At 66.3% G+C, this 1,158-nt stretch carries 2 protein-coding genes; both read left to right on the top strand.

Annotated features, from left to right (window positions below):
• Window positions 1–69: 69 nt before the first annotated feature.
• Window positions 70–609 (top strand): winged helix-turn-helix domain-containing protein, encoded by a 540-nt coding sequence (locus ACIA76_RS43755; RefSeq protein WP_397161506.1) that lies wholly within the window; start codon window positions 70–72, stop codon window positions 607–609.
• Window positions 534–1,133, top strand: a complete 600-nt coding sequence (locus ACIA76_RS43750) for a transposase (RefSeq protein WP_397161504.1) — start codon at window positions 534–536, stop codon at window positions 1,131–1,133. The genes ACIA76_RS43755 and ACIA76_RS43750 overlap by 76 nt, the downstream gene beginning before the upstream one ends.
• The last annotated feature ends 25 nt before the right edge of the window (window positions 1,134–1,158 follow it).

Raw genomic sequence — 1,158 nt, 5'->3', positions numbered from 1 at the left:
TACAGAGACTGAATTCGTGATGTCGCCGGGCTTGACGCTGTTGCGGGCTGGGTGGAGTACACCTGTTGGATGAGGTATCCGCAAGGCGGTGGATTGACCGCTGAGCGACGAAAGTTTCGGGAGCAGTTGCGGTTCCGCGCCGCCGAAGGCTTCGGCCGGGGCGAGGACAACGCGGTGATCGCCAAAGGGCTGCGGGTCAGCGTGCGGTCGGTGCAACGCTGGCGCAAGGCATGGACGGTCGATGGTGATCGTGCGTTGCGGTCGAAGGGCCGGGCATCGCTGCCGCTGCTGTCCGATGACCAGTTCCGGGTACTCGAACGGGAACTGGCCAAAGGCCCGCTCGCGCACGGGTGGCCCGATCAACGCTGGACTCTGCCGCGGATCAAGACGGTGATCGGTCGCCGGTTCCACATCCGCTACACGGCCAAGGGCGTGCAGGTGCTGCTGCGCCGGCACGGCTGGAGCTGGCAGGTCCCAGCACGGCGGGCGGTCGAACGCGACGAGGGCGCGGTGGCGAATTGGGTGAAAGATACGTGGCCGCAGGTAAAACCGCCGCGGCGGCGCTCGACGCCTGGCTGGTCTTCGAAGACGAGGCCGGCTTCTCGATGACGCCGCCGACTGCGCGTACCTGGTCCCCTCGCGGGATCACCCCGACGATCCGCGTGCGCGGCCGGTCCCGGCGGCGGGTCTCGATCGCCGCGCTCACCTGCTACAAAACCGGGCAGCGGCCCCGCCTCATTTATCGGCCCCGTGACGACCGGACCCCTTCGGGCAGAATGAGTTTCGCCTGGACCGAGTACCGGGATCTCCTTGCCGACGCGCACCAGCAACTCGGCGGGCCGCTGGTGGTGATCTGGGACAATCTCAACACTCACCTCACGCGGGGGATGCGGAAATACGTCGCCGAGCGGGACTGGCTGACCGTTTACCAACTGCCCGCCTACGCGCCGGATCTGAATCCGACCGAAGGTATCTGGTCGCTGCTACGTCGCGGTTCCACGGCCAACCGGATCTTCACCGACCCCGACCACCTCATCAACACCCTCCGCACCGGTCTGCGCCGTATTCAGCACCGGCCCCACCTGATCGACGGCTGCCTCACAGCAACCGGCCTCGCACCCCTCAGCTCATGACGACATCACGAATTCAGTCTCTGTA

The sequence above is a fragment of the Nocardia sp. NPDC051570 genome, from assembly GCF_044454005.1.
Lineage (GTDB): Bacteria > Actinomycetota > Actinomycetes > Mycobacteriales > Mycobacteriaceae > Nocardia.
The sequence above is the reverse complement of the archived record's forward strand: the minus strand, read 5'-3'. Positions and strand labels throughout refer to the sequence as shown.